General features: G+C 70.2%; 23 protein-coding genes and 5 tRNA genes. 17 read left to right on the top strand and 11 right to left on the bottom strand.

Annotation, left to right across the window (positions count from 1 at the left end; all coding sequences use genetic code 11):
- The 5 genes from AC067N_RS20285 to AC067N_RS20265 form a co-directional block, all read right to left on the bottom strand.
- Nucleotides 1-3,213, bottom strand: a complete 3,213-nt coding sequence (locus AC067N_RS20285; RefSeq protein WP_478680267.1) for a sensor histidine kinase — start codon at nt 3,211-3,213, stop codon at nt 1-3.
- 398 nt (nt 3,214-3,611) lie between these two features.
- Nucleotides 3,612-4,187, bottom strand: a complete 576-nt coding sequence (locus AC067N_RS20280) for a GTP-binding protein (protein WP_055714096.1) — start codon at nt 4,185-4,187, stop codon at nt 3,612-3,614.
- Entirely contained in the window at nt 4,168-4,566 is a 399-nt protein-coding gene (locus AC067N_RS20275; protein ID WP_009314205.1) for a DUF742 domain-containing protein, read from the bottom strand. Before AC067N_RS20275 ends, AC067N_RS20280 begins: the two co-directional genes overlap by 20 nt.
- 111 nt (nt 4,567-4,677) lie before the next feature.
- Nucleotides 4,678-5,091 (bottom strand): roadblock/LC7 domain-containing protein, encoded by a 414-nt coding sequence (locus AC067N_RS20270; protein ID WP_003973453.1) that lies wholly within the window; start codon nt 5,089-5,091, stop codon nt 4,678-4,680.
- Nucleotides 5,092-5,100: 9 nt separating this feature from the next.
- A complete protein-coding gene (locus AC067N_RS20265) occupies nt 5,101-8,979 on the bottom strand; it encodes a sensor histidine kinase (RefSeq protein WP_478680266.1) in 3,879 nt (1,292 codons plus the stop codon).
- 603 nt (nt 8,980-9,582) lie between these two features.
- On the opposite strand from AC067N_RS20265, the gene AC067N_RS20260 reads away from it, so the two are divergent.
- The 9 genes from AC067N_RS20260 to AC067N_RS20220 all read left to right on the top strand — a co-directional run bounded on the left by AC067N_RS20260 (nt 9,583) and on the right by AC067N_RS20220 (nt 13,697).
- Entirely contained in the window at nt 9,583-9,762 is a 180-nt protein-coding gene (locus tag AC067N_RS20260; RefSeq protein WP_478680265.1) for a hypothetical protein, read from the top strand.
- 232 nt (nt 9,763-9,994) lie between these two features.
- Complete coding sequence (locus AC067N_RS20255; RefSeq protein WP_478680264.1) at nt 9,995-10,789, top strand: fumarylacetoacetate hydrolase family protein; 795 nt, start codon at nt 9,995-9,997, stop codon at nt 10,787-10,789.
- The gene (gene gltX / locus AC067N_RS20250) at nt 10,782-12,257 is read left to right on the top strand and encodes a glutamate--tRNA ligase (protein ID WP_478680263.1); all 1,476 of its coding nucleotides are present in this window, start codon (nt 10,782-10,784) and stop codon (nt 12,255-12,257) included. The genes AC067N_RS20255 and gltX overlap by 8 nt, the downstream gene beginning before the upstream one ends.
- 93 nt (nt 12,258-12,350) lie before the next feature.
- The gene (locus tag AC067N_RS20245) at nt 12,351-13,079 is read left to right on the top strand and encodes an HAD family hydrolase (RefSeq protein ID WP_478680262.1); all 729 of its coding nucleotides are present in this window, start codon (nt 12,351-12,353) and stop codon (nt 13,077-13,079) included.
- Between the two features lie 90 nt (nt 13,080-13,169).
- Nucleotides 13,170-13,241: transfer RNA gene (locus tag AC067N_RS20240), tRNA-Gln, on the top strand.
- A gap of 39 nt (nt 13,242-13,280) precedes the next feature.
- Nucleotides 13,281-13,353 (top strand) — tRNA-Glu (locus tag AC067N_RS20235).
- Between the two features lie 62 nt (nt 13,354-13,415).
- Nucleotides 13,416-13,488, top strand: a tRNA-Glu gene (locus AC067N_RS20230).
- Nucleotides 13,489-13,508: 20 nt separating this feature from the next.
- A tRNA-Gln gene (locus tag AC067N_RS20225) sits at nt 13,509-13,580 on the top strand.
- Between the two features lie 44 nt (nt 13,581-13,624).
- Nucleotides 13,625-13,697: transfer RNA gene (locus tag AC067N_RS20220), tRNA-Glu, on the top strand.
- 99 nt (nt 13,698-13,796) lie between these two features.
- Here AC067N_RS20220 and AC067N_RS20215 read toward each other — a convergent pair.
- Nucleotides 13,797-14,441 carry a MerR family transcriptional regulator gene (locus tag AC067N_RS20215; RefSeq protein WP_478680261.1) on the bottom strand — a complete coding sequence of 215 codons (645 nt, stop codon included), beginning with the start codon at nt 14,439-14,441 and terminating at the stop codon, nt 13,797-13,799.
- An 82-nt stretch (nt 14,442-14,523) separates the two neighbouring features.
- On the opposite strand from AC067N_RS20215, the gene AC067N_RS20210 reads away from it, so the two are divergent.
- A complete protein-coding gene (locus AC067N_RS20210) occupies nt 14,524-15,030 on the top strand; it encodes a DUF4188 domain-containing protein (RefSeq protein ID WP_478680380.1) in 507 nt (168 codons plus the stop codon).
- 112 nt (nt 15,031-15,142) lie between these two features.
- Here AC067N_RS20210 and ndgR read toward each other — a convergent pair whose 3' ends face one another.
- A complete protein-coding gene (gene ndgR / locus AC067N_RS20205) occupies nt 15,143-15,859 on the bottom strand; it encodes an IclR family transcriptional regulator NdgR (protein WP_009320373.1) in 717 nt (238 codons plus the stop codon).
- A 200-nt stretch (nt 15,860-16,059) separates the two neighbouring features.
- Between ndgR and leuC the strand changes: the two genes are divergently transcribed.
- The 4 genes from leuC (at nt 16,060) to AC067N_RS20185 (ending at nt 19,386) form a co-directional block, all read left to right on the top strand.
- Nucleotides 16,060-17,484: a 3-isopropylmalate dehydratase large subunit gene (gene leuC, locus AC067N_RS20200; protein ID WP_478680260.1), complete on the top strand. Its 1,425-nt coding sequence runs from the start codon at nt 16,060-16,062 to the stop codon at nt 17,482-17,484.
- A 5-nt stretch (nt 17,485-17,489) separates the two neighbouring features.
- Nucleotides 17,490-18,083, top strand: coding sequence for a 3-isopropylmalate dehydratase small subunit (leuD, locus tag AC067N_RS20195; RefSeq protein WP_478680259.1), 594 nt, complete (start codon nt 17,490-17,492; stop codon nt 18,081-18,083).
- Nucleotides 18,084-18,370: 287 nt separating this feature from the next.
- Complete coding sequence (locus AC067N_RS20190) at nt 18,371-18,601, top strand: SCO5555 family protein (RefSeq protein ID WP_478680258.1); 231 nt, start codon at nt 18,371-18,373, stop codon at nt 18,599-18,601.
- 137 nt (nt 18,602-18,738) lie between these two features.
- Nucleotides 18,739-19,386, top strand: coding sequence for an HU family DNA-binding protein (locus AC067N_RS20185; RefSeq protein ID WP_478680257.1), 648 nt, complete (start codon nt 18,739-18,741; stop codon nt 19,384-19,386).
- A gap of 193 nt (nt 19,387-19,579) precedes the next feature.
- On the opposite strand, the gene AC067N_RS20180 is transcribed toward AC067N_RS20185, so the two are convergent.
- Nucleotides 19,580-19,783 carry a hypothetical protein gene (locus AC067N_RS20180; protein WP_478680256.1) on the bottom strand — a complete coding sequence of 68 codons (204 nt, stop codon included), beginning with the start codon at nt 19,781-19,783 and terminating at the stop codon, nt 19,580-19,582.
- Nucleotides 19,784-19,792: 9 nt separating this feature from the next.
- Nucleotides 19,793-20,443, bottom strand: coding sequence for a 2-phospho-L-lactate guanylyltransferase (gene cofC / locus AC067N_RS20175; RefSeq protein ID WP_478680255.1), 651 nt, complete (start codon nt 20,441-20,443; stop codon nt 19,793-19,795).
- Between the two features lie 161 nt (nt 20,444-20,604).
- Between cofC and AC067N_RS20170 the strand changes: the two genes are divergently transcribed.
- Genes AC067N_RS20170 through AC067N_RS20160 form a run of 3 tightly spaced genes read left to right on the top strand, consistent with a single transcriptional unit; the run spans nt 20,605 to nt 23,641 of the window.
- Nucleotides 20,605-21,417 carry a lysophospholipid acyltransferase family protein gene (locus AC067N_RS20170; RefSeq protein ID WP_478680254.1) on the top strand — a complete coding sequence of 271 codons (813 nt, stop codon included), beginning with the start codon at nt 20,605-20,607 and terminating at the stop codon, nt 21,415-21,417.
- Complete coding sequence (locus tag AC067N_RS20165) at nt 21,414-22,424, top strand: NAD(P)H-dependent glycerol-3-phosphate dehydrogenase (protein WP_478680253.1); 1,011 nt, start codon at nt 21,414-21,416, stop codon at nt 22,422-22,424. Before AC067N_RS20170 ends, AC067N_RS20165 begins: the two co-directional genes overlap by 4 nt.
- A gap of 59 nt (nt 22,425-22,483) precedes the next feature.
- A complete protein-coding gene (locus AC067N_RS20160) occupies nt 22,484-23,641 on the top strand; it encodes a D-alanine--D-alanine ligase family protein (protein WP_478680252.1) in 1,158 nt (385 codons plus the stop codon).
- Nucleotides 23,642-23,712: 71 nt separating this feature from the next.
- Here AC067N_RS20160 and AC067N_RS20155 read toward each other — a convergent pair whose 3' ends face one another.
- Entirely contained in the window at nt 23,713-24,234 is a 522-nt protein-coding gene (locus AC067N_RS20155; RefSeq protein ID WP_478680251.1) for a DUF3515 domain-containing protein, read from the bottom strand.
- Between the two features lie 20 nt (nt 24,235-24,254).
- Nucleotides 24,255-24,488: an Lrp/AsnC family transcriptional regulator gene (locus AC067N_RS20150; protein WP_055512560.1), complete on the bottom strand. Its 234-nt coding sequence runs from the start codon at nt 24,486-24,488 to the stop codon at nt 24,255-24,257.
- Nucleotides 24,489-24,537 lie beyond the last annotated feature (49 nt).

Below are 24,537 nucleotides of genomic sequence, written 5' to 3'. Positions count from 1 at the left end.
CTAACGCTCCTGGTTGTAGGTGCTGTCAGGACCGAAGCCCTGGCCGTTCGTTTCACTGCCTGCGTTGCGCCCTCGCTGGACACCCCGGCGCAGGTTGCTCAGCCTGCCCCGGACGTCCTCGGGAGCGCGGGAGATCTGTGGACCTCCCTGCGGGGTCGCCGTGGCGGCCCCCTCGACCAGATTGGCCTTGGGTACCCGCCGCGGCAGGCCGGAGGAGGTGACCCCGCCCGCCTTCGGCTTCTTCAACTGGGACGCCTGCTGCCAGCGCTCGTCGTTGGCCGAGCGCCAGTCGCCGTTCGGCCCCCCGGTCGTCGGCTGGTCCCGGGACACATCCTGTCGTCCGTTCACGGCGCCCGCGCTCGTGCCGCCCGCGCTCGCGGTGGACCCGCGGCGGGGGAGACCGGCGTCGGTCAGCGCGTGGCCGGCGGAGGGGTTGGATCCCGGTCGGTCGAAGCCTACGCCGTCCGGCTCCTTCACGTCAGCGGCCTGCGAAGATTCCGGTTCCGGAGCGTACTCGGAGCGGTAGGAGCTCTGGTAGTCCTGCTGCTGCGGCCAGTCGTCCTGATAGGACGACTCCTCGAAGCCCGGGTAGCTCTCCGGGGCAGTCGGGGCGTGCTCCTCCTGCGCGGGCTCCGCATAGGCGGGCTCCGGGTAACCACCGGTCGCGGAGAACGTGTCGTTCCCGCCCGGCACGTGCCCGTTGCCGTTCTGCGCGGCGCCGCCCTGCCCGAAGTACGCCTCGTCGTACGACGGCTGCTGCGGCTCCTCGTACGCCGTCTGCTGGTCGTAGGCCCGCTGCTGGTCCACATAGGCCGTCGCGCCGTTGTCGTAGGACGGCTCGGGCGCCTGGAAGTCGTCGCCGTAGCGGGGGGCCTCGATGGCCGCCTGCGGGTGCGCCTGGGCCTCCAGGGCCGCACGACGCTCCTCGCGCATCAGGGAGCGGCCCACCGGGTCCAGCTCGCGGATGTCGTCGGGTATCTCGTAGCGGCTGTCGTCGAAGCCCAGCTCCGCGGCGGTGCGCATCGGGGCGCCCTGCTGCTGGAACGAGTGCTGCTCCGGGATGATCTGGGAGACCGTGAACTGGTCCGCCGGCTGATGCTCGCCACCGCCACCGTGGGTGATGACGTCCGGGAGCATGACCAGCGAGGTCGTACCGGCCTGCTCGCCCGAGGGACGCAGCTGGACGCGGATGCCGTGCCGGTCGGAGAGCCGGCCGACCACGAACAGGCCCATGCGCTGCGAGATCGCGGCGTCCACGGTCGGCGGGTTGGCCAGCTTGTGGTTGATGTCGGCGAAGTCCTCGGCGGTGAGGCCGATGCCCTTGTCGTGGATCTCGATCATGACGCGGCCGTCGGGCAGACGGGTCGCGGTGACGCGGACCTTGGTCTGCGGGGAGGAGAACGTCGTCGCGTTCTCCAGCAGCTCGGCCAGCAGGTGCACGAGGTCGGTGACGGCGCGGCCGTGGATCTCGGCCTCCGGGACACCCGACAGCTCGATGCGCTCGTACTGCTCCACCTCGGAGGAGGCGGCGCGCAGCACGTCGACCAGCGGGACCGGCTGGTCCCAGCGGCGGCCGGGCTCCTCGCCGGCGAGGACCAGGAGGTTCTCGCCGTTGCGGCGCATACGGGTCGCGAGGTGGTCCAGCTTGAAGAGGTTCTCCAGCTGGTCCGGGTCGGCCTCGTTGTTCTCCAGGTCGGTGATGAGGGTCAGCTGGCCCTCGATCAGCGACTGGTTGCGGCGCGAGAGGTTGGTGAAGATCGCGTTGATGTTGCCCCGGAGCAGGGCCTGCTCGGCGGCGAGCCGGACGGCCTCGCGGTGGACCTGGTCGAACGCGCGGGCGACCTCGCCGATCTCGTCGGTGGAGGTGATCGGGATCGGCGCGACCCGGGTGTCGACCCGGCCGGGGTCGGTGCGCGAGAGCTGGTCGACCAGCATCGGCAGCCGCTGCTCGGCGATGCCGAAGGCGGCGTTGCGCAGCTGGCGCATCGAGCGGCTCATCTGGCGGGCCATGATCCCGGCGATGATGAACGCCGCGAGCAGGGCGACCACCACGATCGCGCCGTTGACGTAGGCGTCGCGCTGGGCGTCGGAGGCGATCGTTCCGGCCTCGTCCACCGCGCGGTTGATCAGCTCGGTCTCGACCTCGCTGTACCCCTCGAACTTGAGGGTGGAGGCGGCCATCCAGGTGGACGGGGTGATGCCCTGGTCGGCGAGACCGGCGAGTTCCTCGGGACTGGTGACGCCGCCGATGGCCTGGATCATCTTCAGCATGGAGGAGGGCGGCGGGGTGAAGTCCTGCCCCTTGGCCTTGGCCGCGGCCGCGGCGTCGGTGACCTGCTTCTTCCCCTCCTCCTCCTTCTGCTCGAGGACCTGCTGGAGCCGGGCGGCGTCCGCCGCGGTACCACCGGAGACGTACTCCTGGATGGCGACGTTCTCGAGGTAGGCGTACGAGGTGAACGCGGTGACCTGCCGGCGGAAGGTCGCCGCGTCCTCGCTGGGGCGGACCAGCAGGTGCATGCCGATCGCGCGCTGGAGGGAGGAGGCGCCCTTGGCCAGGGCGATGGCGTAGACGGTACGGCCGTAGGCGGTGACGTTGCCGGTGCCGAGGCCGAGCTCGTTGGAGAACTCCATCAGGAGGTGCTCGACGGCGACGTAGCCCTCTTCGGTCTGCACGGGGTCGGCGGCCCGGGTGAAGGCGGTCTGCCGGAGCTTGTCTAGCTGCGGCTCGGCCTCCTCGACCAGGCGGAGACGGCGCTCCAGGCCATCGTCGGAGGGCATTCCCTCGACCTCGGTGTGGAAGAGGTCGGCCTTCTCGTCGGTGAAGGCGCGGGCGTCCTTGACGATGTCGCTGTCCCGCTTGCCCTGCAGCAGCGGCTCGGCGGAGAGGTCACGCTCGTTGAGCAGGGCCTCCGCGTAGGCGCCGGCGGCGGCGACGATCTTGGCCACCTTCTCGGCGTCGCGGGCCTCCTGCCAGGTGTTGATCGAGCTCTTCACCTGGAAGCCGCCCATGACGAGGCCGACCAGCACGGGTATGAGCAGGATCGCGTTCAGACGGGTGGGCACCCGCCAGTTGCGAGGGGAGAGACGACTTCCGCTGGGCGCGGGAGCTGCCGTCGGCTCCGGTCCGGTCACTTGTGCGGGTGCCGCTCCGCGCGGCGGCGGGGTGAAGTTGCCCCGCGCCGACGGCTCGGGACCTTTCTTGCTTCGCCTCACTCGACCAACAACCTCTCGGCGCCGGCACCTACGTCGTGCCGCGGGTGACTCCACGCCCTAGTACGTCTTTGACTATTGGGCAGTTCAGGCATTCCAGCACGCCATGTTGCGCACTTCCAAACACTGGAAGGCAACGATTCCGCGTGATGTAAGTCCCAGATAAAACGGTCAAACAGAACGAGGCCCGGCAAAAAGCGGGGCCATCGTGAGCGCAGCGGTACCGATCGACCGCGACGCGTGGTCGTACCACCCTATTTCTCTGTCGAAACGTTATGAACACCGACGCCGACCGTGTCAAACGACACAGTCGGCATCGGTGTATCTACGACAACTGCCGTATGAAGTTGTGGACTTGCGTCGTATTTTCGGCTCAGGTCCGGTGTTTCCGCGCCGTGTCCCTACCTCAGCCGGGCCATGAGCGCGTGCTCGACGAGCGTGATCAGCGCGCTCTTGGCGTCCGCGCGATGACGGGCGTCCGTGGTGATGATCGGGGTGTCGGGCCCGATCTGCAGCGCCTCCCGGACCTCGTCCGGCGTGTACGGCTGCTGTCCGTCGAAGCCGTTGAGGGCGATGACGAACGGCAGCCCGCTGTTCTCGAAGTAGTCGACCGCCGGGAAGCAGTCGGCGAGACGGCGGGTGTCCACCAGGACCACGGCGCCGATGGCGCCGCGGACCAGGTCGTCCCACATGAACCAGAACCGGTCCTGGCCGGGCGTGCCGAACAGGTACAGGATCAGGTCCTGGTCGAGCGTGATACGGCCGAAGTCCATGGCCACCGTGGTGGTGGTCTTGTCCCCGGTGTGGGTCAGATCGTCGATACCCGCGGACGCCGAGGTCATGACGGCCTCGGTGCGCAGCGGGTTGATCTCGGAGACGGCACCCACGAACGTGGTCTTGCCGACGCCGAAGCCACCGGCCACCACGATCTTCGCGGAGGTGGTGGCCCGACCCTGTTCAGAGCTTGCGAAGTCCACTGAGCACCCTTTCCAGCAGAGTCACGTCCGGCGCGCCACCGGCGTTCTCGTCGCCACCGGGCTGGTGGATCGCGACGAGTCCGGCCTCCGCGAGGTCCGCGACGAGGATCCGTGCCACACCGAGCGGCATGGACAGCAGGGCCGACACCTCGGCCACCGACTTCACCTCGTGGCACAGGTGGCAGATCCGCTGGTGCTCGGGAAGCAGCCCCATCAGGTGCGCGGGGTCTGCCGTCGTGCTGATCAGCGCCTCGAGGGCGAGTTGGTAGCGCGGCCGCGTCCGGCCACCGGTCATGGCGTACGGCCGAACCAGCGGCTGGTCGCCCTCGTCTCCGTACGGCTCTGCGTACGGATCGTGAGGAGCGGTGGGCGGGGTCATTGATCCTCCGAGCGGGACAGCAAGTCGGTCAGTCGTGCCGTCTGACGGGGGCCGGTGGGGGGACTGTGTCGGCCGGACGTTGATTTGGTGAGTTCTGTGGATCCGCAGGCGTCAGTGGAGCAGACTGCCTTGGAGTTCGGCGCGCAGGTCGGGTGTGAGCACGGCGCCCGCACGGTCGACGAGCAGCGCCATCTCGTAACCGACGAGGCCGATGTCGCACTCGGGGTGGGCCAGGACGGCCAGGGACGAGCCGTCCGAGACGGACATGAGGAAGAGGAATCCGCGTTCCATCTCCACCACCGTCTGGGCCACGTTCCCGCCCTCGAAGATCCGGGAGGCCCCGGCCGTGAGGGAGGTGAGCCCGGAGGCGACGGCGGCGAGCTGGTCGGCACGGTCGCGCGGGAACCCTTCCGACATCGCCAGGAGGAGTCCGTCGGCGGACACGACGACGGTGTGGGACACCCCGGGGGTGTTGTCCACGAAGTTGGTGATCAACCAGTTGAGGTTCTGTGCCGCCTGGCTCATCTGGCTCAACTAACGCTCCTGCTGGTGAGTGGGGTTCGGGAAGCTGCCGGTCTGGCCGTTGCCGACCTGACGACCCTGCGCGATACCCCGACGGAGATTGGTCAGCCGGCCGCGTACGTCGTCGGGCGCACGCGAGACCTGCGGACCGCTTTGGTGCTGTTGCTGCTGAGCCGTGCCCGGCACGAGGTTGGCGCGCGGGACGCGACGAGGCAGGCCGGAGGTGGTGACCCCGCCCGCCGACGGCTGACGGACACGTTCGGCCTGGCGGACCAGGTCGTCATTGGGGGTGCTGCGCCAGGCCGTGGAGGCCGGCGCGGCGGGGGCCGCCGGCCGCTGGGGGGCGGCCGGAGTCTCGGGGGCCTGGACGGGCCGTTGCTGCGGAGCGACGCCGTTGCCCGGCTGCCGCTGCTGGCCACCTTGGCCGTTCTGGCCGTTCTGGCCGCCCTGACCGTGGAACCAGTTGGTCTCCAGCGTGTCGTAGAGCGGGGTACGGCCGTCGCCGGGGCCCGTGGCCGGCGGCAGCGCCTCCGGCTCCTGCGGGCGCCCGGGGCGCTGCGGGGGCATCGGGGGACGCTGCGGCCGGCGGGACCCGCCGAAGTTCTCGCCGTTGACCTGCGGACGCTCGAACTGACCGGTGTCCTGCGGGCTCTGCCGACCGGACGGGTCGTACTGCCCGGCGCCCTGGCCGTTCTGCCGTCCGAGGACGCCGAACTGACCGGTGTCCTGTCCGTTCGCCCGGTCCGGGGCGTCGTACTGACCGGTGTTCTGCGGGTTCTGCGGGCTCGGCACGGGGAACTGACCCGTGCCGGAGCCGTCGTAGCCCTGCGTGGCGAACCGGCCGGTGGACGAGGGGTCCTCGGAGCCGCCGCGGGACGGGCCGGCCTGCGCCGGCGGGGCACCGGCCCCGCCGAACACGTCGGAGCGCAGGAAGGAGTCGGTGCCGTTCTGTCCGGCGGCCGGGGCGTCGTAGTCGGGGCGCGGGAACTGCGAGGTCGCGGCCGGACCCTGGTTCGGGTCGACCCGCGGCATCGGCGCCGTCACATCCGGCTGCTCGTCGTGGCCGCGCGGGGCGTCCAGCGAGGCGCGGGGCGCCGACGGCTGGGCGTTCTCGTCGCTCCAGCTCGGCGTGCGCGGGGCGTTGCCACCGGGCAGCTCGGCGCGCGGGCCGCCGCGGCCGGGGAGCTGCGGACGGCGCCTGCCGGCACGCTCCTTGCCCGGCTTCGGCGGTACGGCACCGGGACGGCCGTCACCGGAGCCGCTCTGACGCGGCGCACCGCCGTCGCCGAAGCTGCCGCCCGGACGAAGACCCGAGCCGCCGCCGGCGAAGCCGCCCTGGCGTCCGGTGTCGTTGAAGTTCTCGAAGCTCCTGGTGTCGGGACCACCGGTGCCCGAGGCCTGGAGACCCTGCGGGGCACTCGGGGCCTGACCGCCGCCGAACGCACCGGCACCGGCACCCGCGGGGGCGGGCCGGCCGCCCTGCGGAGGCATCGGCGGACCGCCCTGCGGCCCACGCTGACCACCCGGGTTGCCGGGCAGCGCCGCGCGGGGGCCCTGACCGGCTCCGACCTGCCCGCGCTGCGGGGCGCCACCGAGCAGACCGCCACCGGAGGGGCCACCGCCGAGCTGCGGACCCGACTGGCCTGCCTGGCGACGCGCTGCGGCGGCACCGGCCGCGGCCTGCGCGGCGGCGGGGCCACCGGTGGAGGGAGCACCCTGGCCGGGCTTGCCCGGGGCAGGCTTCTTGTTGCCCTGCGCCACGTCCACGGGAAGCATGACCAGTGCGGTCGTACCGCCGGAGTCCGAAGGGCGCAGCTGGATGCGGATGCCGTGGCGCTGCGACAGACGACCGACCACGAACAGACCCATGCGCCGGGAGACCGACACGTCCACGGTGGGCGGCGAGGCGAGCCGCTCGTTGATCGCGGCGAGGTCCTCGGGGGAGAGGCCGATGCCGGTGTCGTGGATCTCGATCAGCACCCGCCCGTCGGGCAGCGCGTGACCGGTGACCTTGACCTTGGTCTGCGGCGAGGAGAAGGAGGTCGCGTTCTCGAGCAGCTCGGCGAGGAGGTGCACGAGGTCGTTGACCACGCGGCCGGCCACCTCGGTGGTCGGCACGGCGGCCAGCTCGATGCGCTCGTACTGCTCCACCTCGGAGGCGGCGGCACGGAGCACGTCGACCAGCGGGACCGGGCGGGTCCAGCGACGGCCGGGCTCTTCACCGGCGAGGACGAGGAGGTTCTCACCGTTACGGCGCATGCGGGTGGCGAGGTGGTCGAGTTTGAACAGCGAGGACAGCTGGTCCGGGTCGGCCTCGCGGGACTCCAGTTCGGAGATGAGCGACAGCTGACGCTGGATGAGGCCCTGGGAGCGACGCGAGAGGTTGGTGAACATCGCGTTGACGTTGCCCCGGAGGAGGGCCTGCTCGGCGGCGAGGCGGACCGCCTCGCGGTGCACGTCGTCGAAGGCCGCGGCCACCTTGCCGATCTCGTCCCGCGAGTGCACACCGACGGACTCGACGGAGGTGTCGACGTCCTGCGGGTCCGACTCCGACAGCTGCTTGACCAGCTCGGGCAGCCGGTCCTGGGCGACCCTGGTCGCCGTGTCCTGCAGCCGGCGCAGTGAACGGATCATGGACCGGGCCACGACGAACGCGCCGACCAGGGAGACACCGAGGACGAGCAGGATCAGCGCACCGGAGATGATCGCCTCTTGCTCGGCGTCCGCACGCAGCGCACGCGCGGTCTGCTCCATCTCCTCGAGCAGGGTGCCCTCGATCTTGTCCATGCGCTCGATCTTGGCGGAGGAGCTGTCCACCCAGTCCTTGTACGAGCGCTTGTCCTGGCCGCGCAGACCGTTGTTGCTGGCGAGCACCCGGTCCGCATAGAGGTCGGACGCCTCGATGGTGGGGCTCGCGTCGTCGATCGGCTTGGTCAGTTCCTCGGCGCCGTCGCCGTAGATGTCGGCGAAGGCCGTGAGCTCGGACTCCTCGTTGTCCAGCGCCGAGTCCGCGTAGAGACGGTCGTTCTCGGAGAGGGTGCCGAACTTGTCCTTGTTCTCTGGCAGCGCCGCCGCGATGACCGCGCGCTGCACCGAGGCGTACTCCTTGGCCGAGGAGAACGCCGCCAGGGCGCGGGTGCGCTTGATCATGTCCGGGTTGCTGGTGGCCTCCGCCATGTCCTGGGAGAGTTCCAGCAGCTGGGTGATCAGACGGTGGTAGGCCTCGACCGTCTGGGTGGAGTTCTTCGGGTCGGCGTAGGCCTTGTTGCGGATGCTGTTGAGGTTGCCCAGCTCGCGCACGACCCGGACGAGGCTGTCGCGGACGCCGGGGAGGTTCTCGGTGGTGCTCGAGTTGTCGGCGTCCTGGGTCGCGTCGCTGAACTGCACGCGGGCCTGGTCGGTCTTCTGGCGGGTGCCCTTGACCGTGAAGTCGGAGGCGTTGAGACCGTGCGCGAGAGGACCTGCGGAGAGGTCGCGCTCGTTCTGCAGCGCGTTGGCGAGCTCGGTCGCCTGCTTGGTCATGTCGGTCAGCAGCCGCATGTTGTCGAGCTGCTGGATGTCGTCCACGTTGTCGCCGATGCGCAGCGCGCCGAGCGAGGTCGCCGCCACCACGGGGAGCGCGAGCAGCGAGACGAGACGAGTCGAGATGCGCCAGTTGCGCAGGGCTACTCGTGAACCGGGACCGGGCGCTCCGGTCTTGTCGCCGCCCTTGGGCTTGCCGGGCGGCACGGGGGGAACAGACGCGCCGGTGCGCCCGGAGCGCTCACCGCCGTCGCCGATCTCCGCCGGACCCGGGTTCTGGGCGTGCTGGGGGGAGGAACCGTTACCGGTTCCGTTGTGTGGCTCCGGCTCCGCCGAAGCGCTGCCATCCCTCTTGAAACGTCCCTGCACTAGCGTCGCAACCTCTGGACCAGGCGCCCCGCCGAATGAACGGCGGGACGGTGTCGGCGTCTTGGGGGCGCCCTGAATTACGTCCCCTGTTTGTGGTCGTGAGTGACCGGCGCTGGCTCCCCCTTCCGCCGCCGCCCGGCGCTGCTTTGCGCCCCTGCGCGCCGGCACGATCCTGCGGCGGTCCGTGGAATTCCAGCACAGTGCCGGATCTGCAACAAGGCCAACGGATAACGGTCTGTTCACAGTCACGGTGGGTGAAGGGCAGGTCACCGGATGTGGAAGCAGATTCGCAGCAAAGCGGGCAAACCCCCGCGATACAGGGGTGGGGAGGGGGTGTCCTAGTCGCCATGATCAGGAGCGGAATGCCTGCTTCAGGTGGCTGATGTCCGCTTTGTCAGGGTGGGTGGAGAATCCGGATTGTCGGATTTGCCCATGAGTAGGTGAGCAAACTCACACGGTGATCATGCCTTCTTCGCACCCTCGCCCGGGAACCGGATGTTTAGCCTGACGCTTTACAGGGATGGCGAATCCGACAACCCGCGCTTGTGGGGCGGTCCTTGCGGACCGGCCCGGCGCCCGCTCACGACGAGGTCCTGGACAACAGTGAAGACGACGACGATGTTCCGCACGATAGCCAACCCCCGGCGCACCACGCTGGCCCACCTCGCCGACGCCGAGGACCTGCGCACGCCGGAACAGGAGCACTCCGTCGACCTCCCCTCCCAGACCGCCAACCCCCGCCGGACGGTCCTGGTGAGGGTCCCTGCCCAGGCCGCCGAGTAGTTGCACCCTCAAGTACGCGCGGAATCCGTCCCGTGCTCAACACGGATCCGGTGCATGAGGGAAGACGGCTCCGTCAGTACGCGGACAAAGGGCGCCCGGCATCACGACCAGGGCGCCCTTTCCCATGGGCGCGGTGGGCCGCGCCCCGTTAATGCGCGAGGCGGGCCCCCCTTGCCGCGTTAGCCTGGAGCGTCAGACTCCAGCCAGCTCAGTTAAGGGGCGCGAGGATCCCGTGCGCATCGCCAGGTTCTCCATCGACGGGAACGTAGCCTTCGGAGCGGTCGAGGGCGACAAGCCGGACGAGCTCGTCCTCGACATCATCAAGGGCATCCCGTTCGCGGACTTCGAGCTCTCCGGCACGAAGGTCCCGCTGGCCTCTCTTGATTCAAGGACAAGGGTCAGGCTGCTGCCGCCGGTGCTCCCCAACAAGGTCGTGGCCTTCGGCCGCAACTACGCCGAACACGCCCGGGAACTCGGCAACGAGGTCCCCGACGCCCCGTTCGCCTTCTTCAAGCCGGCCACCTCGGTGATCGGCCCCGGCGACGAGATCCAGTACCCCGCCTTCTCGCAGGAGCTCCACCACGAGGCCGAGCTCGCCGTGGTCATCGGCCGTATGTGCCGCGAGGTCCCGCGCGAACGCGTCAAGGACGTGATCTTCGGCTACACCTGCGCCAACGACATCACCGCCCGTGACGTCCAGCGCCGCGAGAAGCAGTGGGCGAGGGCCAAGGGCTTCGACACGTCCTGCCCCCTCGGCCCCTGGGTCGAGACCGAGCTGGACCCCTCGGACCTGACCATCCAGCTCACGGTCAACGGCGCGCAGCGCCAGCTCGGCCGCACGAGCGAGATGATCCACTCCATCGAGGACCTGATCGTCAACATCACCGAGGCGATGACGCTGCTCCCCGGCGACGTCGTCCTCACGGGCACCCCGGCAGGGGTCGGCCCCCTCAACGTCGGCGACGAGGTCGCCGTCACCATCGAAGGCATCGGCACTCTCACCAACAAGGTGATCAAGCGTGGCTAACGGCTCCGTCCGCGTACGTTTCTGTCCGTCCCCGACCGGCAACCCCCACGTGGGCCTGGTCCGCACGGCCCTCTTCAACTGGGCGTTCGCCCGCCACACCGGCGGCACGTTCGTCTTCCGCATCGAGGACACCGACGCGGCCCGCGACTCCGAGGAGTCCTACGAGCAGCTCCTGGACTCGCTGCGCTGGCTGGGCTTCACCTGGGACGAGGGCCCCGAGGTCGGCGGCCCGCACGCGCCGTACCGCCAGTCGCAGCGCATGGAGACGTACAAGGAGGTGGCCGAGAAACTCAAGGACGCCGGCCACGCCTACTACTGCTACTGCACCGCCTCCGAGCTGGAGGAGCGCCGTGACGCCGCCCGCGCCGCGGGCCGGCCCTCCGGGTACGACGGCAAGTGCCGCGAGGTCACGCCGGAGCAGAAGGCCCGGTACGAGGCCGAGGGCCGTGAGCCGATCGTCCGCTTCCGGATGCCCGACGAGCCGATCACCTTCACCGACCTGGTCCGCGGCGAGCTGACCTTCACCCCGGAGAACGTGCCGGACTACGGCATCGTCCGCGCCAACGGCGCCCCGCTCTACACGCTGGTCAACCCGGTCGACGACGCCCTGATGGAGATCACCCACGTCCTGCGCGGCGAGGACCTGCTCTCCTCGACACCCCGTCAGATCGCGCTCTACAAGGCACTGATCGATCTGGGTATCGCCAAGGAGATCCCGTCCTTCGGCCACCTGCCGTACGTGATGGGCGAGGGCAACAAGAAGCTGTCCAAGCGCGACCCGCAGTCGAGCCTGAACCTCTACCGGGAGCGCGGCTTCCTCCCCGAGGGCCTGCTGAACTACCTCTCGCTCCTCGGCTGGTCGCTCTCCGCGGACAAGGACATCTTCACGATCGAGGAGATGGTCGCCGCCTTCGACGTCGCCGACGTGAACCCCAACCCGGCCCGCTTCGACCTGAAGAAGGCCGAGGCGATCAACGCGGACCACATCCGCATGCTGAGCGTGACGGAGTTCACCGAGCGCTGCGCCCCCTGGCTGAAGGCCCCCTTCGCCCCCTGGGCCCCGGAGGACTTCGACGAGGTCAAGTGGCAGGCCATCGCCCCGCACGCGCAGACCCGCCTGAAGGTCCTGTCGGAGATCACCGACAACGTCGACTTCCTGTTCCTGCCGGAGCCGGCCGACGACGAGGCGTCCTGGACGAAGGCGATGAAGGAGGGCTCCGACGCGCTGCTGCGCACCGCGAAGGAGAAGCTGGAGTCGGCCGATTGGACGTCGGCCGAGTCCCTCAAGGAGGCCGTCCTGGCCGCCGGCGAGGCCCACGGCCTCAAGCTCGGCAAGGCCCAGGCCCCCGTCCGCGTGGCCGTCACCGGCCGCACGGTCGGCCTGCCCCTCTTCGAGTCCCTGGAGATCCTGGGCAGGGAGAAGACCCTGGCGCGCATCGACGCGGCCCTGGCCAGGCTGGCCGCGTAACACCCGTACGTGAGGGGCGGCACCCGGAACCCCGGGTGCCGCCCCTTCGCCATCCGCCGGACAGGGCGGCCGGCCTCGGGCTACCGTCGGACCATGAACATCAAGGCCGTGGTCTGGGACGTCGACGACACCCTCTTCGACTACACCACGGCCGACCGCACCGGCATGCGGGCGCATCTGTCGGCCGAGGGCCTGCGCCGGTACGGCTCGGTCGACGAGGCCCTCGACCGCTGGCGCGAACTCACGAGCCTGCACTGGCGGCGGTACGCCGCAGGTCAGGGCGACTGGGAGGCCACCCGGCGCGACCGGGTGCGGGACTTCCACGGCGAACCGCTGACCGACGCCGAGGCCGACGCCTGGTTCGACCGCTACATCGTCCACTACGAGCGGGCCTGGGCGCTCTTCCCGGATGTCCTGCCCGTCCTCGACGCGCTCGCCGGGACGCACCGGCACGCGGTCCTGTCCAACTCCAGCCTCCCCGTGCAGGAGCGCAAGCTGCGCACCCTCGGTGTGTGGGACCGCTTCGAGACCGTTCTGTGCGCCGAGCAGCTGGGTGTCCACAAGCCGGCCGTCGCGGCCTTCCACGCCGCCTGCGAGGCCCTCGACCTGCCCCCGCAGCAGGTCGCCTACGTCGGCGATCACCCCGAGATCGACGGACAGGGCGCCGCCGAGGCGGGCCTGCTGTCGGTCTGGCTCGATCGCGGCGGCCTGCACGCGACCGTCGACCCGCCGGTCGGACCGCACCGCATCGCCACCCTCGCCGAACTCCCCGCGATCCTCGGCTCGGATACTCGTTTTGGAGCGCCGTCCACCTTCGGGTAATGTTCTTTCTGCGCCGCCGGGGAGCGGGCCGAAAGGCCGGAACCGGAAGCGCAAACTAGAACAAGAACCCCTCAGGGGCTTGCGTTCCAGTGGCCTATGGTGTAATTGGCAGCACGACTGATTCTGGTTCAGTTAGTCTTGGTTCGAGTCCAGGTAGGCCAGCTCGCAGAGCTTATCTGCGCCCGCGGATCACATCCGCAAGCCCCCGTTGTGTAGCGGCCTAGCACGCTGCCCTCTCAAGGCAGTAGCGCCGGTTCGAATCCGGTCGGGGGTACAGATCCTTCCCGCGAGGAGAGTTCGGGTCGCACCCTCTCACCTCGATGCAGGATCGCTAGGGCCCCCGTTGTGTAGCGGCCTAGCACGCCGCCCTCTCAAGGCGGTAGCGCCGGTTCGAATCCGGTCGGGGGTACTGACTGGTCTAAACCACATTGGTCTATGGTGTAATTGGCAGCACGACTGATTCTGGTTCAGTTAGTCTTGGTTCGAGTCCAGGTAGACCAGCTCGGACCTGCGGCGCTGTAGTACTGAACGCCAGCAGGCTCCACGCCCCCGTTGTGTAGCGGCCTAGCACGCCGCCCTCTCAAGGCGGTAGCGCCGGTTCGAATCCGGTCGGGGGTACGTCACAGAAGGCCCTTCGCTTCGGCGGAGGGCCTTCGTCGTGCCCGGAGGCCGAGGCGGGGCGCCCGGGACCGTGCCGTACGTCCCGGCCCCTCCCGCTCACTCGAGGCCGTACCGCCGCGCCGACTCCTCCTCCTGGGCCAGCCGGTGCAGTGCCCGCAGCACCGGCTCGAACAGCACCGCCGACGACACCGCCGACTCGACCATCTCCGTGTCGGACTCGTATGTCTCCATCCGGTCCAGATCCCGCGCCGCCGCCTGGTGCATCAACTCGGCGTACGGAGCCATGGTTTCTGCGTCGCACGGATAACCGAGCCGGATCTGCGTGGCCACCAGCGCCACCAGGGAGCGGTGCACCGGGGAGAGCGCGCCGATCTCCCGCGCAGCGTCCCAGCCCAGCCGCCTCAGCAGCCGGTCCACCTCCGCGGACGCCGCGGCCGTGGCCGGGTCGTCGTCGTCCGGGTCGGGGGCCTGGGGGAGCGCCCACAAGGCCGCGCCCAGGCGGATGGTGCGGCCCAGCGACTCGTCGTCGACGTGCTTGAGCACCTCCCTGGCGCTCGCCACCGGGACCCGCCCCACCTGGATCAACGCCCGCACCAGCCGGAGCCGGCGCAGATGGCCCTCGTCGTACTCCGCCGTCGTCGCGTTGACCTGCCGGCCCGGCGCCAACAGCCCTTCGCGCAGGTAGTACTTGATCGTCGCGGTGGACACCCCGCTGCGTGCGCTCAACTCCGCCAGCCGCATCTCTCTTGCGCCCCTCCTTGGGAAGTGGCACTATCCAAGCATGAGTGGTCGGATAGTGTCGCTCACCAACAAGGGGGAGTTCATGTCGGGGAATCCGGTCGTCGCAGGACGGACCACCGCTGCCGCCGAGGGCGATGTCGTGGTCCTGCTCATCGGCGTGCGCATCAACCACTTCTGGGCCGTCCACCACTGGCTGCCGGTGCTGGCCGCGATGCCCCGGATGCTGCGCGAACTGCGCAAGGACCCGGGCCGAGGGCTGCTGAACGCCGTCCTGCTCACGGCCTCACCGCGGACGTACTACGTCGTCCAGTACTGGGAGTCCAAGGAGAAGCTCTACGGATACGCGCACGCGGCCGACGCCTTCCACCGAGTGGCGTGGGCGGCGATGAACCGCAAGGAGCGGAAGGGGAGGAGCCGCGGTCATGTCGGGCTCTGGCACGAGACCTACGTGGTGCCGGAGGGGTCGTACGAGTCGATCTACGCCGACATGCCGGCCTTCGGTCTCGCGGCGGCCACGGGGGTGCTGCCGATCGAGAAGCGGGGCAGGTCGGCGAAGGAGCGGTTCGCCCATCGGCGGGTGCGTGCCTGACGAGGGCGCGCGACGTGGCCGGCCGCACGGGAAGGGCCGGGCGACCGCATGAGAAAAGGCCTGCCGCGGCGTTGAGGCAGGCCTTTTTCGTGGTCGGACGGTTTCGGAGGGGTCAGCCCGAGCGGCGCAGGGCTTCGGAGAGGCGGGCCGCGGCGTCGATCACCGCTTGGGCGTGCATGCGGCCGGGGTGGCGGGTCAGGCGCTCGATGGGGCCGGAGACCGAGACCGCGGCGACCACGCGGTTGGAGGGGCCGCGGACCGGCGCCGAGACCGAGGCGACGCCCGGCTCGCGCTCGCCGATCGACTGGGCCCAGCCACGGCGGCGCACCCCGGAGAGCGCGGTCGCGGTGAACCGGGCGCCCTGGAGGCCGCGGTGCAGGCGCTCGGGCTCCTCCCAGGCCATGAGGATCTGGGCGGAGGAGCCGGCCTTCATCGTGAGCGTCGAGCCGACCGGGACCGTGTCCCGCAGGCCGGACAGCCGCTCCGCCGCGGCGACGCAGATGCGCATGTCGCCCTGGCGGCGGTAGAGCTGCGCGCTCTCGCCCGTCACGTCCCTCAGATGTGTGAGCACCGGGCCCGCCGTGGCGAGGAGCCGGTCCTCACCGGCGGCCGCGGCCAGCTCGGCCAGCCTCGGACCGAGGATGAACCGGCCCTGCATGTCCCGTGCCACCATGCGGTGGTGTTCCAGAGCCACGGCCAGGCGGTGGGCCGTGGGCCGTGCGAGTCCGGTGGCTCCGACCAGACCCGCGAGGGTGGCCGGACCGGACTCCAGAGCGCTCAGGACCAGGGCCGCCTTGTCCAGAACGCCGACGCCGCTACTGTTGTCCATGCAACGATACTCGCGTCTCACTCTGTGAAACGCAAGTTCAATTTCACGTGGACCTTGCCACTCTGGAAGCAGAACAACAGTGGCTCGCGGACCGACGAGCCCGGCGGCCGGCGCGCGCGACGAGGGGATGCGCACGCGCTCGCCACCTCCGATATCTCTAGTTGGGCCGACGCGCTGCCGCGTCGGCCGGAGGGAAAGCGATGGGTAGGACACTCGCGGAGAAGGTCTGGGACGACCATGTCGTCCGGCGCGCCGAGGGCGAGCCCGACCTCCTCTTCATCGACTTGCACCTGCTGCACGAGGTGACCAGCCCCCAGGCCTTCGACGGTCTCCGCAAGAGCGGGCGGAAGGTCCGCCGGCTCGACCTGACCATCGCGACCGAGGACCACAACACCCCCACCCTCGACATCGACAAGCCCATCGCGGACCCCGTCTCCCGCGTCCAACTGGAGACGCTGCGGAACAACGCCGCCGAGTTCGGCGTGCGGCTGCACCCGCTGGGCGACGTCGAGCAGGGGGTCGTCCACGTCGTCGGCCCGCAGCTGGGTCTGACCCAGCCCGGTATGACGGTCGTCTGCGGTGACTCCCACACCTCCACGCACGGCGCCTTCGGCGGTCTGGCGTTCGGCATCGGCACCTCCCAGGTGGAGCACGTGCTGGCCACCCAGACGCTGCCCATGGCCCGCCCGAAGACCATGGCCATCACCGTCAACGGCGAGCTGCCCGACGGCGTCACCGCCAAGGACCTGATCCTGGCGATCATCGCCAGGATCGGCACCGGCGGCGGGCAGGGCTACATCCTGGAGTACCGCGGCTCCGCCATCGAGAAGCTCTCGATGGAGGCCCGCATGACCATCTGCAACATGTCGATCGAGGCCGGCGCCCGCGCGGGCATGATCGCCCCCGACGAGACCACCTTCGAGTACCTCAAGGGCCGCCCGCACGCCCCCCGGGGCGAGGACTGGGACGCCGCCGTCGCGTACTGGAAGACCCTCAGGACGGACGAGGACGCCGAGTTCGACGCCGAGGTCGTGATCGAGGCGGCCGAGCTGTCGCCGTTCGTCACCTGGGGCACCAACCCCGGCCAGGGCGCGCCGCTTTCCGCGGACGTCCCCGACCCGGCTTCGTACGAAGACGCTTCGGAGCGTCTGGCCGCCGAAAAGGCCCTGGAGTACATGGGGTTGGAGGCGGGGCAGCCGCTGCGCTCGATCAAGGTGGACACCGTCTTCGTAGGTTCCTGCACCAACGGCCGCATCGAGGACCTGCGCGCCGCCGCCGATCTCCTCAAGGGCCGCAAAGTCGCCGACGGCGTACGGATGCTGGTCGTCCCCGGCTCCGCGCGGGTCGGTCTGCAGGCCGTCTCCGAGGGCCTGGACGTCGTCTTCAAGGAGGCCGGCGCCGAGTGGCGGCACGCGGGCTGCTCCATGTGCCTGGGCATGAACCCGGACCAGCTGGCCCCCGGTGAGCGCTCCGCGTCCACCTCCAACCGCAACTTCGAGGGCCGGCAGGGCAAGGGCGGCCGTACGCACCTGGTCTCGCCGCAGGTCGCCGCCGCGACCGCCGTGCTGGGCCACCTGGCCTCGCCCGCCGACCTGTCCGACGCCCCCGCGCCCGCTGGAGTCTGAGAGTCATGGAAGCATTCACCAAGCACACCGGCCGGGCCGTCCCGCTGCGCCGCAGCAACGTCGACACCGACCAGATCATCCCCGCCCACTGGCTCAAGAAGGTGACCAGGGACGGCTTCGAGGACGGACTGTTCGAGGCCTGGCGCAAGGACGAGACCTTCATCCTCAACCAGCCGGAGCGGCAGGGCGCCACGGTCCTGGTCGCCGGCCCCGACTTCGGCACCGGCTCGTCCCGTGAGCACGCCGTGTGGGCGCTGCAGAACTACGGCTTCAAGGCCGTGATCTCCTCCCGGTTCGCCGATATCTTCCGCGGCAACTCGCTCAAGAACGGCCTGCTCACGGTCGTGCTGGAGCAGAAGATCGTGGACGCGCTGTGGGAGCTCACCGAGAAGGACCCCCAGGCCGAGGTGACGGTCGACCTGGAGACCCGGGAGGTGCGTGCCGAGGGCATCACCGCCTCCTTCGAGCTGGACGAGAATTCCCGCTGGCGGCTGCTGAACGGGCTGGACGACATCTCCATCACCCTCCAGAACGAGGCCGACATCGCCGCGTACGAGGCCAAGCGGCCGTCGTACAAGCCGCGGACGCTGCCGGTCTGATCCACCTCGCGGGCCACCCCCCGGGGCGGCCCGCGCAAGACGGATTCCAGCCACCGCCACACCCCCCTGTACCCCCAATCGTGCACGGTTGGGGGTACAGCCATGTCTGGAGTGGCGCACCTTGGAAGTGGGGTGCAGAAAGGTTTCAACTCCCCTAGTTACAAAGGCGTTTGCCGGGGTACGCGCATCATCGTGTGGCATCGGATGGGGGTGCTCGACAGGCCCCCGGGAGACGGCAGTTGCCCCCTGGGCAGGCGACAACTCGCCCCAGATGGCACAATCTGTGCATGGAACACGACGGCCAACTCGAGCTCTATACGGCGGTCGCGGGCCAACTCAAGGAAGCGCACGCAAGGGTGCGCGCACTGCAAGTCCCGGAGGGCGTACGGATGGCGCTGACCCGGAAGCTGCTGGTCATTACGGCGGTGGCCAAGCACGATCTCGCCGACGCGGCAAGGCGTCTGGAGAGCTTCACGGCGGACCTCGACGAGGGGCGAATGCCCACCGGGGATCGCTGAAGGAACTCCGTGACAGCCGAGTTCGTTGCGGCACAAGGGTGATAAGCCCGTTTCGTGTTTGATTTGCGGTATATATCTGCCTAACGTGCGAAAAGCTTGAACACTTTCGTTCTGGCGATGTCTCCGAAGGGGAAGACGTGAACAAGGCGCAGCTCGTAGAAGCGATTGCGGACAAGCTCGGTGGCCGTCAGCAGGCCGCCGACGCGGTGGACGCCGTCCTGGACGCCATCGTCCGGGCGACGGTCGCGGGTGAGAGGGTCTCGGTCACCGGCTTCGGTTCGTTCGAGAAGGTCGAGCGTCCCGCCCGTTACGCCCGCAACCCGCAGACGGGTGAGCGGGTTCGGGTGAAGAAGACCTCCGTGCCCCGCTTCCGCGCAGGTCAGGGCTTCAAGGACCTGGTGAGCGGCTCCAAGAAGCTGCCCCGGGGTGGCGAGGTCGCCGTCAAGAAGGCGCCCAAGGGCAGCCTGAGCGGTGGCGCTTCGGCGACGGTCAAGAAGGCGGCAGCGAAGAAGACGACCGCGAAGAAGGCGACGACGGCCCGCAAGGCCGCGCCCGCCAAGAAGACCACGGCGGCGGCGAAGAAGACGACGGCGAAGAAGACCACCGCGAAGAAGACCACGGCGACGAAGTCGACCGCGGCGAAGAAGACCACGGCCGCGAAGTCGACCGCGGCGAAGAAGACCACCGCTGCGAAGGCTCCGGCCAAGAAGGCCACCGCGAAGAAGGCTCCGGCCAAGAAGTCGTCGGCACGAAAGACCACGGCGAAGAAGACTGCCGCCCGCTAGCAGGGGGGCGCTGGGTACTCACACGCGCCGGGCCGGGCTCCTTGTCGGAGCCCGGCCCGCGGCGTTTCCGGAAGTAAGGGTCGGTTGAGAATGTCGATTCGCCGCGGGGATCGCCTCGCGGGTGGACACGGGCCGTTCGTGTTCGCTCCCACGGTTCCCCGGGCCGCTTCCGCCTGGTCGTGGCCCGGCCGCCTCAGAAGGTCTGCAGAGTGATCAAAGTGATGCGGAGGGCCTCGTCCGCGCCCTCCGTCTCGATGCGGACGCGCTGGCCGGGGCGGAGGAGGCGCAGGCCGCCCGCGTCGAAGGCCGGGGCGTCGAAGGGGACGGGGGTGCCGTCGTCGAGGAGGACCTGGCCCGAGCGGGTGGCCGGGTCGTAGGTGTATGCGGTGGCCTGCATGGACGCAGCCTACTGGCCGGGTATCAGCAGGCGCGCGGCCGCGGCGGCCGTACGGGGGCCCACGCCCAGGGACAGGGCGGTGCGCAGGTCGTCGCCGGTGTCGACGTCCTGGCGCACGGAGTCGACGGCGTCGAGCGCCAGTTCCACGGCGCCGGAGCGGCGGTGGGCCGCCCGGGAGCAGGGGCCGAACGCCGGGCGGAGCGCCCGCCCCGGAGCGGCGGCGAGCAGGGTGGTGCCGGTGCCGGCGGCGTCCGCGAGGAACGCGCGCGGGAACGCGGCGGCGGCGTCCAGGACGCGGGAGAGTTCCGCCGGACGCAGGGCCGGCAGATCGGCGTTCAGGGCGGCCACCGGGGCGCATGGCCGGGCGCCGCTCGCGAGGGCCGCCGCGTGTCGCAGCGCGGCGTTCAGGCCGTCCGCCGGGTCGGCCGCCGGATCGTCGGGGACGGTCCGGGCACCGAGCGCCGCCAGCTCGCGCGCGGCGAGCGGGTCGTCCGTGACGACCACCACATCGTGCACCGCCGCGCAGGCCAGGGCAGCGGCCACCGTGTCCTGGGCGAAGGCGAGGGCCAGACCCGGGCGCACGCCGTCGTGGGCGGTGTCCGAGAGCCTGCTCTTGGCCCGCGCCAAGGGCTTCAGGGGTACGACCAGGGTCCACTGCACGGATGTTCCGTCCCTCTCTTGTCGCCGTCATTCTCACCTGGGGGCAGGGGAAGTCCGCAGGGCGGGGCGTACGGTGTCCTCGACAGACCGGCGGTCCGGGGCGACACTTGTGCGGCTCCCCGGGCGAGGAGCCCCCTGGCCCCCTAGAGGAAGGTGTCCGAGTGTCCCGCCGCAGAATCGGCTTCTGGTACCGCTTCGCCGCGGTCCTGTGCAAACCGCCGCTGGTGATTCTGATCAAGCGGGACTGGCGCGGAATGGAGAACATTCCGGCCGACGGCGGATTTATCACCGCGGTGAACCACAATTCGCACCTCGACCCCTTCGCGTACGCGCACTTTCAGTACAACAGCGGCCGAGTTCCGCGATTCCTCGCGAAGAGCGGTCTTTTCAAGAAGGGATTCGTGGGCGCCGCGATGCGCGGCACCGGACAGATCCCCGTCTACCGCGAGACCACGGACGCGCTGAGCGCCTTCCGCGCCGCGATCGACGCCGTGGAGCGCGGTGAGTGCGTCGCCTTCTACCCGGAGGGCACCCTCACCCGCGACCCGGACCAGTGGCCCATGACCGGCAAGACCGGCGCCGCGCGGGTCGCCCTCCAGACCAGGTGCCCGGTGATCCCCGTGGCCCAGTGGGGCGCCAACGAACTGCTGCCCCCGTACGCCAAGAAGCCCAGCCTCCTGCCGCGCAAGACGCACCGTGTGCTCGCGGGACCGCCCGTCGACCTCTCGCGCTTCTACGACAAGGAGATGACCCCCGAGCTGCTGAAGGACGCCACGGAGGTCATCATGGCCGCCATCACCCGCCAGCTGGAGGAGATCCGCGGCGAGAAGGCGCCCGAGACGCCCTACGACCCGAAGCGGGAGCGCATCGAGCAGCGGCGCCGGAGCGCGGCGGCGGTCGAGCACCGGCGGCCCGGTCAGCACAATGGAGCCCTGCGGGAACAGGAACGTCAGGAAGAGGGGCAGGGCAAGTGAGCAAGCCGGTCAAGGCGGCCGTGTTCAGCGCCGGTTCGTGGGGCACGGCCTTCGGCATGGTGCTCGCCGACGCGGGGTGCGAGGTCACGCTGTGGGCGCGTCGCGCGGAGGTCGCCGACGCCATCAACTCCACCCGGACCAACGCGGACTACCTGCCGGGCCTGGAGCTCCCGGAGAACGTGCGCGCCACCACGGACCCGGCCGAGGCCGCCGCCGGAGCCGATTTCACCGTGCTGTCCGTCCCCTCCCAGACGCTGCGCGCCAACCTCGCCGCATGGGTGCCGCTGCTGGCCCCCGACACCGTCCTCGTCTCGCTCATGAAGGGCGTCGAGCTCGGTTCCGCCATGCGGATGAGCGAGGTCATCGGGGATGTCGCCAAGGTCGGGCAGGACCGTATCGCCGTCGTCACCGGCCCCAATCTGGCACGCGAGATCGCCTCCCGCATGCCGGCCGCCTCCGTGGTCGCCTGCACCGACGAGGCCGTCGCCCAGCGGCTCCAGGCCGCCTGCCACACCCCGTACTTCCGCCCGTACACCAACACCGACGTGGTCGGCTGTGAACTGGGCGGTGCCGTCAAGAACGTCATCGGTCTCGCCGTCGGCATCGCGGACGGCATGGGCCTCGGCGACAACGCCAAGGGGTCGCTCATCACCCGCGGCCTCGCCGAGACCACCCGCCTGGGCCTGGCCATGGGCGCCGACCCGCTGACCTTCTCGGGGCTCGCGGGCCTCGGCGACCTGGTGGCGACCTGCTCCTCGCCGCTCTCCCGCAACCACACCTTCGGCACCAACCTGGGCAGGGGCATGACCCTCCAGGAGACCATCGCGGTCACCAGGCAGACCGCCGAGGGCGTCAAGTCCTGTGAGTCCGTGGCGGACTTGGCGCGCCGGCACGGAGTCGACATGCCCATCACCGAGACGGTCGTCGACATCGTGCACGAGGGCAAGCCGCCCGTGGTCGCCCTCAAGGAGCTGATGTCGCGCTCCGCCAAGTCGGAGCGACGCTGAGCGACAGCGGCCGTACGGGCGCTGACGACCGCACTACCAACGGGTACTCTCAACGCGATATGAGCACCGAGAACCTCCCCCAGAGCCCTGAGCAGCCGTCCCGCAAGCCGCGCGTGGCCGTCGTCTTCGGCGGCCGCAGCTCGGAACACGGGATCTCCGTGGTCACGGCCGGCGCCGTCCTGCGTGCCATCGACCGGACGAAGTACGACGTCCTGCCGATCGGCATCACCAGGGACGGCCGTTGGGCGCTCACCGCCGACGAACCGGAGCGCATGGCGATCACCGACCGCCGCACGCCCACCGTCGACGAGCTCGCCGATTCGCAGGAGGGCGGCGTGGTGCTCCCCGTCGACCCTGCCAACCGGGAGGTCGTCTACAGCGAGCCCGGCTCGGTGCCCAAGGCGCTCGGCGAGGTCGACGTCGTCTTCCCCGTCCTGCACGGCCCGTACGGCGAGGACGGCACCCTCCAGGGCCTGCTGGAGCTGTCCGGCGTCCCGTACGTCGGCTCGGGCGTCCTCGCCTCGGCCGTCGGCCAGGACAAGGAGTACATGAAGCGGGTGTTCACCTCCTTCGGGCTGCGGGTCGGCCCGTACGTGGTGATCCGGCCGCGTGAGTGGCAGCTCGACGAGTCCGCCGCCCGCAAGAAGATCATCGACTTCGCCGGTGAGCACGGCTGGCCGCTCTTCGTGAAGCCGGCCCGCGCGGGCTCCTCCATCGGCATCACCAAGGTCGACGACCTGACCGGTCTGGACGAGGCGATCGCCGAGGCCCAGAGCCACGACCCGAAGATCCTCGTCGAGGCCGCCCTGCGGGGCCGCGAGATCGAGTGCGGCGTCCTGGAGTTCGAGGACGGCCCCCGCGCCTCCGTCCCGGCCGAGATCCCGCCGCCCGAGGCCCACGCCTACTACGACTTCGAGGCCAAGTACATCGACTCGACCCCGGGCATCGTCCCGGCGCCGCTGACCGACGAGGAGACCGCCGAGGTCCGGCGCCTCGCCGTCGACGCCTTCGAGGCGGCCTCCTGCGAGGGCCTGGTCCGCGCGGACTTCTTCCTCACCGAGGACGGCCACTTCGTCATCAACGAGATCAACACGCTCCCCGGCTTCACCCCGATCTCGATGTACCCGGCGATGTGGCAGGCGAGCGGCATCGCGTACCCGGAGCTGGTGGACCGCCTGATCCAGGCGGCACTGCGCAGGCCGACCGGCCTTCGCTGAGGCACTCGGGGGGAACCGCGCAACCGGCCCCGCACGGCCCGCACCCCCCGGCGGCCCTCCCAGGCAGCTCCTCAGGAGGCGATCCCCTCGGGAATCGCCTCCTTGATGGCGGGCGCCAGCCCCACGAGGACCGGAGAGGTGTCCTCCCCGGCCCTCTCCGCCGGCACCGTCACCTCCACATACGCCGAGCGGTTCGCCGTGGTGAAGCGGTACGACCCGTCGTCCCGCTTCTCCATCAGCCAGTCCACGCCGTCCACCGCACCGGCCACCGCGTCGGCGTCCCTCCCCTCGGCCACCGCCGGGTCGGTCATCTTCGGCGGCCGGGGTACACCGCAGCGCAGTATGATCGCCGGGCTGCCCCAGCCCGCCGTCAGCGGCGAGGCGGGGTCGGGGTCCCGGCGGCCGAGACCGTCCACCTTCCGCGGCAACGCCCCGTCCAGGTTCCGGCACAGCTTCGTGACGGTCGCGTCCGGGCTGGGAACCGCCGCAGATCCGCCGTCGTCTGCTGAGGAGCAGCCCGCGACGGCGATCAACGACACGACCAGGACGGGCAGCCCGAGACGAGCGGGGTGCCGGTGACGCGAGGAGTACACCGGCCAAGGGTAGACGGGGGCTAGAGGTGCACCACCGGGCAGGTCAGGGTGCGGGTGATGCCGTCCACTTGCTGGACCTTGGCGACCACCAGCCGGCCGAGATCGTCCACGGTGTCGGCCTGGGCGCGGACGATGACGTCATAGGGACCCGTCACGTCCTCGGCCTGGATGACTCCAGGGATCTTGCTGATCGTGTCGGCGACGGTCGACGCCTTGCCGACCTCCGTCTGGATCAGGATGTACGCCTGTACCACGGAACCTCCAGGGCGGCCACGAGGATCATGTGGGGAAAAGGAACGCCAC

This window comes from Streptomyces sp. NPDC042364 (assembly GCF_056437585.1).
The sequence above is the reverse complement of the archived record's forward strand: the minus strand, read 5'-3'. Positions and strand labels throughout refer to the sequence as shown.